6 protein-coding genes and 1 tRNA gene are annotated in these 5,571 nt (G+C 68.7%); 5 read left to right on the top strand and 2 right to left on the bottom strand.

The features are described 5' to 3' along the window. Nucleotides 1–361 (top strand): EamA family transporter (locus ACPYOM_RS20700; protein WP_481347393.1); only part of this gene is annotated, 361 nt, incomplete at its 5' end. A 738-nt stretch (nt 362–1,099) separates the two neighbouring features. On the opposite strand, the gene ACPYOM_RS20695 is transcribed toward ACPYOM_RS20700, so the two are convergent. Further along, complete coding sequence (locus ACPYOM_RS20695; RefSeq protein WP_481347392.1) at nt 1,100–1,273, bottom strand: hypothetical protein; 174 nt, start codon at nt 1,271–1,273, stop codon at nt 1,100–1,102. A 327-nt stretch (nt 1,274–1,600) separates the two neighbouring features. Between ACPYOM_RS20695 and ACPYOM_RS20690 the strand changes: the two genes are divergently transcribed. Together ACPYOM_RS20690 and ACPYOM_RS20685 are read left to right on the top strand one after the other, a co-directional pair. Beyond that, complete coding sequence (locus tag ACPYOM_RS20690; RefSeq protein WP_481347391.1) at nt 1,601–1,810, top strand: helix-turn-helix transcriptional regulator; 210 nt, start codon at nt 1,601–1,603, stop codon at nt 1,808–1,810. Nucleotides 1,811–1,958: 148 nt separating this feature from the next. After that, nucleotides 1,959–3,251, top strand: a complete 1,293-nt coding sequence (locus tag ACPYOM_RS20685; protein ID WP_481347390.1) for a tyrosine-type recombinase/integrase — start codon at nt 1,959–1,961, stop codon at nt 3,249–3,251. 67 nt (nt 3,252–3,318) lie between these two features. Here ACPYOM_RS20685 and ACPYOM_RS20680 read toward each other — a convergent pair. Beyond that, a tRNA-Lys gene (locus ACPYOM_RS20680) sits at nt 3,319–3,394 on the bottom strand. A 213-nt stretch (nt 3,395–3,607) separates the two neighbouring features. Between ACPYOM_RS20680 and ACPYOM_RS20675 the strand changes: the two genes are divergently transcribed. Next, nucleotides 3,608–4,465, top strand: a complete 858-nt coding sequence (locus ACPYOM_RS20675; protein ID WP_481342875.1) for a pyruvate, water dikinase regulatory protein — start codon at nt 3,608–3,610, stop codon at nt 4,463–4,465. Between the two features lie 38 nt (nt 4,466–4,503). Continuing rightward, nucleotides 4,504–5,571 (top strand): PEP/pyruvate-binding domain-containing protein (locus tag ACPYOM_RS20670; RefSeq protein ID WP_481347389.1); only part of this gene is annotated, 1,068 nt, incomplete at its 3' end.

The following is a 5,571-nucleotide window of genomic DNA, read 5'->3' as shown; positions in this document are numbered from 1 at the left end:
CCCCCAGGCTGTGGGGCATCTCAGCGTCGAGATCCTCATGGAGGGGGCAGGGCTGGCCCTGCTCATGCCGGTGGTCCCCTTCGCTTTCGAACTTCTTGCCCTTCGGCGCATGACGAACTCGGCGTTCGGCACTCTCATGGCTGTCGAGCCGGCGATAGGGGTTCTGTTTGGGATTCTGTTCTTCAATCAGGTCCCATCTCTTGCGCAGGTCGGAGGCATCGTCCTGGTGGTGCTCGCCGGCGCTGCTGGACAGCGGCTCGGTTCACGCGAATCGCCGGGGCCCTCGGGCTCTGCTGCCGAGTCACCACTTGAGGCAACAGCAGTCAATGACGAAGGGACGCGGGCGCTTCCGCCTGCGTGAACGAACGAAGCCGACCCCCGACCCGAAGGTAGTCGAGAGTTTGGTGCACAGGCAGCGGGCAGTCGTGCCAGGCGCCTGCGCCGCCCGTTGGATTGCGGGTTCGTCGGGGCGGCGGCCGGTGCACAGGTCCTTGGCTGGCAGACGTTGTGCCGTGCGGCCGTGCGCCTGTCTGGTCCACGGCGGTGTAGGGATCCAGCAGATCTGTCACTCGGGATGCCCGCGAGGTCGTGGCGAGGACGAGATGGGCCGCGACCGGCCCGGCCCCTAGGTGGGATGTGGCTTTTTGGGCAGTCGGGATGCTTGTCGTGTAGGTGACCGAGCTGCACCAGAAGCTCAGCGCGGTCGGCGAGCATAGCCGCCCCCAACGTGGCATGACGGGCGGGGTAGCCGCCCTCAACGCGGCTGCTTAGAGACTGGTTGGAGGATCGGTGTCCGGCCAGACTCGCTCCAGGTGCTCGCCGGGACGCTCTCATAGCGCGGCTGCCCACCGGTGTCATTGGTGTGGCTCTCTCATGGCATGCGGTCTCGTCGGGCACCGCGCCAGGAGAGGCTCGAAAGGGGTTTGCTCTGCTCGAAGTAGCAATGCCCTCCCCGCTCTGACATCCGTCTGAGTGAAGGAGGAGGACCGGTGGGCGTGATCATCGGGATGGACCCGCACAAACGCTCGTCCACGATCGAGGTCATCGACCACACGGGCCGAGTGCTGGACGTGGGACGGTTCGACACCGACAAGGCCGGCTACGCCGCGATACTTCCGCCGGCCGCCAGTACGGAACGACGGATGAGCGGGTGTGGGCGGTCGAGGGCTGCAACGGCATCGGTCGGCAACTCGCGCACCGGCTCGTGCACGACGGTGAACGGGTAGTGGACCGTGCCGCCGAAGCTGTCCGCGCAGGTGCGGATCTTCGCCACCGGCAATGGCCGCAAGACCGACCCGGTCGACGCCCACTCCGTCGCCCTGGCCGCGTTGTACGCCCCGGCCGAGCCGGGCCTGCGCCCGGCACGGAGTGACCTGCGGTTTCTTGTGGTCGCGTCGCCAGGGGCGGGGTCGAAGCGCCGACCTTCCGATATTCAGGCGGGGGAGGTCGTGGCCCTTGCCGCGTGGAGGCCCCGCCAAGGGCCACGGATGCCCGCAAGGTGCCCGCCTGTCTCGAAGAGGAGCCATAGTGACCCGGAGTGCCCGTTGCCCCTCGGAAGGCACGTCGTGAGAGGACGATGCCAACCTGAAGGGAGAGGACGATGGCGGAAATGAAAGTGCCCGCACCGAGGCCGAGGCCGCTCTGGCGTGCAGAGGACGTTGCCGAGTATTTGGCCGTGCCGATCAAGACGTTGTACAAGTGGCGGCTCGAGCGGCATGGGCCGCCGTGTGCCCGGGTGGGCAAGCACCTGCGCTACATCCCTGAAGAGGTTGTCGCATGGGTTGAGAGTCGCAAGCAGGCTACTTCCTGAGGCGCGGGCGATGGCTCGGCAACCGCTGCCCCTGGGATCGTGGGGCCGTATCGGAGTCACGCCTCTGACGAGGGGAGAGACTGCAAAGCCATACTCCTATAGGGCCCGAGCGAAGTTCCGTGACTTCGACGGGGTCACCCGTGAGGTCATGGCGCAGGGCAAGACGAGAAGTGCCGCTGAGGCCAACCTGCTCGTGAAGCTGCGCGAGCGAGCTAGCGCCCGTCACGGTGGGTCCCTCAAGGCCACGGACCGGTTCTCGGTCGCGGCGGCGTTCTGGCTTGAGCAGCTCGACGAGAAGGTGGCCGACGGTCGGCGAGCACCGGGCACCCGCGACGCCTACCGCAGGAAACTCGACACGCACGTGCTCCCTGCTCTGGGTGAAGTGCGGCTGGGCGAGATCACCACCCCACTGGTGGACAGACTGATCCAGTCGATCAAGAACCAGGTGGGAGCACCGACGGCGCGGTCGAGCCGCAGCGTGATCTCCGGCGTCCTCGGCTTGGCCGCTCGTCACGGTGCGATCGTCACCAACCCGGTGCGCGACGCCGAGAACGTCCCCTCCACCCCCAAGCGCCGGCCGCGGGCGCTCAACGATGGCGAGCGTCGCGAGTGGTTCGCCATGCTGTCCCGCGATCCCAAGGCGGTTGCCGCCGACCTTCCCGACCTCACTGTCTTCCTGCTGGCCACGGGCGTGCGCATCGGGGAGGCCCTCGGCCTGGTCTGGTCGGAGGTTGACGTCGATGCCGGCGTGGTGGCGATCACCGGTCAGGTGACGCGCGTGACAGGGGAGGGCCTCGTCCGGCGCCCGACGAAGTCTGCGGCCGGGCAGCGGGTTCTCGCCCTCCCGGGCTGGTGCGTGGAGATGCTGGCCCTCCGGCGCAGCCGAGGCATCAGGACGGAGGAGCCTGTCTTCTGCGATGCCCTTGGCGGGTTCCGCGACCCCAACAACGTCCGGCGAGACCTGCGCCGGGCGCGTGCGCCACGAGGGACCGAGAGCCGTCAGGCCCTCGGCGCGGCGCTCGCCCGAGCCAGAAGATCCGCAGGAAAGTCGCGCACGGAGGTCGCGGAGGCACTCGCGTGGCCCAGGACGCGAGTCGAGCTCGTCGAGTCCGGCAGGGTGAGGGTGGAGCCTCAGGATGTAGCCGCCGTGGCGGACGTCTGCAGGGTCACCAGATCCGGGCGGAGCGAGCTGATGACGCTTGCTAGAGAGGCGTCGAAGCCGACTGATGCAGATGCCTTGGCATGGATCACGTCGCACTCCTTCCGCAAGACGAACGCGACGATTCTTGACGAGGCCGGGCTGTCAGCGCGGCAGATCGCTGACCAGCTCGGCCACGCCCGGCCGTCGCTCACGATGGACGTCTACATGGGCCGGGGAGCCAAAAGCGGGGCGGCTGCCGCTGCACTCGAGGAGGCCCTCACCACCGAGACGTCTGAGTGAAAAGTGGGGGGTTTCGTGGATAGCAGTAGAGCCCGGCCCAAGGGGCCGGGCTCCTGACCTGCATGGATGGTGCGCCGCCAGGGACTCGAACCCCGAACCCAGTGATTAAGAGTCACTTGCTCTGCCAATTGAGCTAGCGGCGCAACGAGGGGAAACGTTAGCAGCGCGAGTCGTTCGCGACAAAATCGGCGCTGAGCACGGATCAGGGCCGGGTCGGACGCCCCCGTGGCGGCCGGGGCCGCTGCCCGTGAGGTGCGTCACGCCGCCACCGACCACCATGCTCGGGCTTACCCGGAAAGCGTCCGTATCGTCTCGCGCATGGCGGTCCCACCCCGCCGCTGTGCCACAGTGGCCCCGTGGCCTCACCGACGACGCCTGCGACGGCACCAGGGGCGATCCCCCCACCCACGCCGGCCTTCTTCCTCGCCGGGGGCACCGGCATCTCGGCCGAGACCCTCGGCAACATGATGCTGCAGCAGTTCCCGACCGTGGGTTTCGTCAGGCGCAAGATCCCCTTCATCCGCACGGTGGAGCGGGCCCGCGAGGTCGTCGCCGAGCTCGACGCCGCGATGACCGACACCGTGACGCCCCTCGTGTTCTCGACGGTGTCCGACGAGGAGGTGTGCGCCGAGCTGCAGCAGACGCGGTGCGCCTTCATCGACCTCTTCGGGTCGCACCTGGCCACCGTGGAGCGGGTGCTGCACGTCAACGCGGCCCACCACGTCGGAGCCCTGCACGGCGTCGGCGACCTCGGCCGCTACGAGGCCCGGATGCGGGCCGTCGAGTTCGCGATGGAGCACGACGACGGCCAGAGCATGCGCAACCTCGAGCAGGCCCACCTCATCCTCATCGCGCCCTCACGATGCGGCAAGACGCCGACATCCATCTACCTCGCCCTGCAGCACGGCATCAAGGTCGCCAACTACCCCCTCGTCGAGGAGGACTTCGAGTCCAGCGACCTGCCCCGCCCGGTGCGCGCCTACGCCGGCAAGTGCTTCGGCCTCCTGTCGACGGCCGCCCGCCTGAGCCAGGTGCGCGGTGAGCGGCGACCCGGCTCGAGGTACGCGAGCCTCGCCCAGTGCAGCTACGAGCTGCGCCGGGCCGAGGCGATGTACCGGGCCCACCGAGTGCCCGTCGTCAACTCCTCGAACATGTCGGTCGAGGAGATCGCCGCGGTCATCATGCAGACGCGCCGTCTCGGCGACGGCGGCTGACCGCCGGCACCATCCACCGAACAACAGAGCGAATGACCATGCACGACAACGAGGCCCGCCCAGGCGGGCCGGAACCGGAAGGACCTGCAGTGACCGAGAACGTGGTGAGGTTCGCCGACCTCGGCCTGTCCGACGTCGAGTCGGTGGGCGGCAAGAACGCCTCGCTGGGTGAGATGGTGCAGCACCTGTCGAAGGCCGGCGTGTCCGTGCCCGACGGCTTCGCCACGACCGCCGACGCCTACCGGCGCTTCCTGGCCGAGGACGGCCTCGCGGACCGCATCAACGCCCTCCTCGACGACCTCGACGTCGACGACACGCGGCGCCTCGCCGAGGTGGGTGCAAGCATCCGCGAGATGGTGGAGCACCAGTCCTTCCCCGAGGACCTCGAGCGTGACATCCGGGGCGCCTTCGACCAGCTCGTCGCCGAGCAGGCCGGGGGAGGCGCCGAGGAGCCCAGCTTCGCCGTGCGCTCGAGCGCGACGGCCGAGGACCTGCCCGACGCGTCCTTCGCCGGCCAGCAGGAGACGTTCCTCAACGTCCGGGGCAACGACAACGTCCTGCACGCGATCAAGCTCGTGTTCGCCTCGCTCTACAACGACCGCGCCATCTCCTACCGCGTCCACAGCGACTTCGACCACTCGGTCGTGGCGTTGTCCGCCGGGGTCCAGCGGATGGTGCGCTCGGACATCGGCGCCTCCGGCGTCATGTTCACGATGGACACCGAGTCCGGCTTCCGGGACGCCGTGTTCGTCACGAGCAGCTACGGCCTCGGCGAGGCGGTCGTGCAGGGCGCGGTCAACCCCGACGAGTTCTACGTCTACAAGCCGGCGCTGCGGGCCGGGCGCCCCGCGATCCTCAAGCGCGGAGTCGGTGGCAAGGCCACGAAGATGGTCTACACCTCCGACGTGAGCGTCGGGCGCACGACCGAGTTCGTCCCGGTGCCCGAGGAGCAGCGGCCGCTGCTGTCCCTGACCGACGACGAGGTCACCGAGCTCGCACAGCACGCGCTGCGCATCGAGGAGCACTACGGCCGGCCCATGGACATCGAGTGGGGCAAGGACGGCATCGACGGGGGGCTCTACATCCTGCAGGCCCGCCCCGAGACC

It is taken from the genome of Monashia sp. HAY1-2A, from assembly GCF_056755315.1.
This window is presented reverse-complemented; position numbering and strand designations above follow the sequence as displayed.

Excerpts from the sequence above, each read along its gene's own strand:
- ACPYOM_RS20690 (WP_481347391.1), top strand. The coding sequence starts at position 1,601 with ATGGCGGAAATGAAAGTGCCCGCACCGAGGCCGAGGCCGCTCTGGCGT.
- ACPYOM_RS20685 (WP_481347390.1), top strand. The coding sequence starts at position 1,959 with ATGGCGCAGGGCAAGACGAGAAGTGCCGCTGAGGCCAACCTGCTCGTG.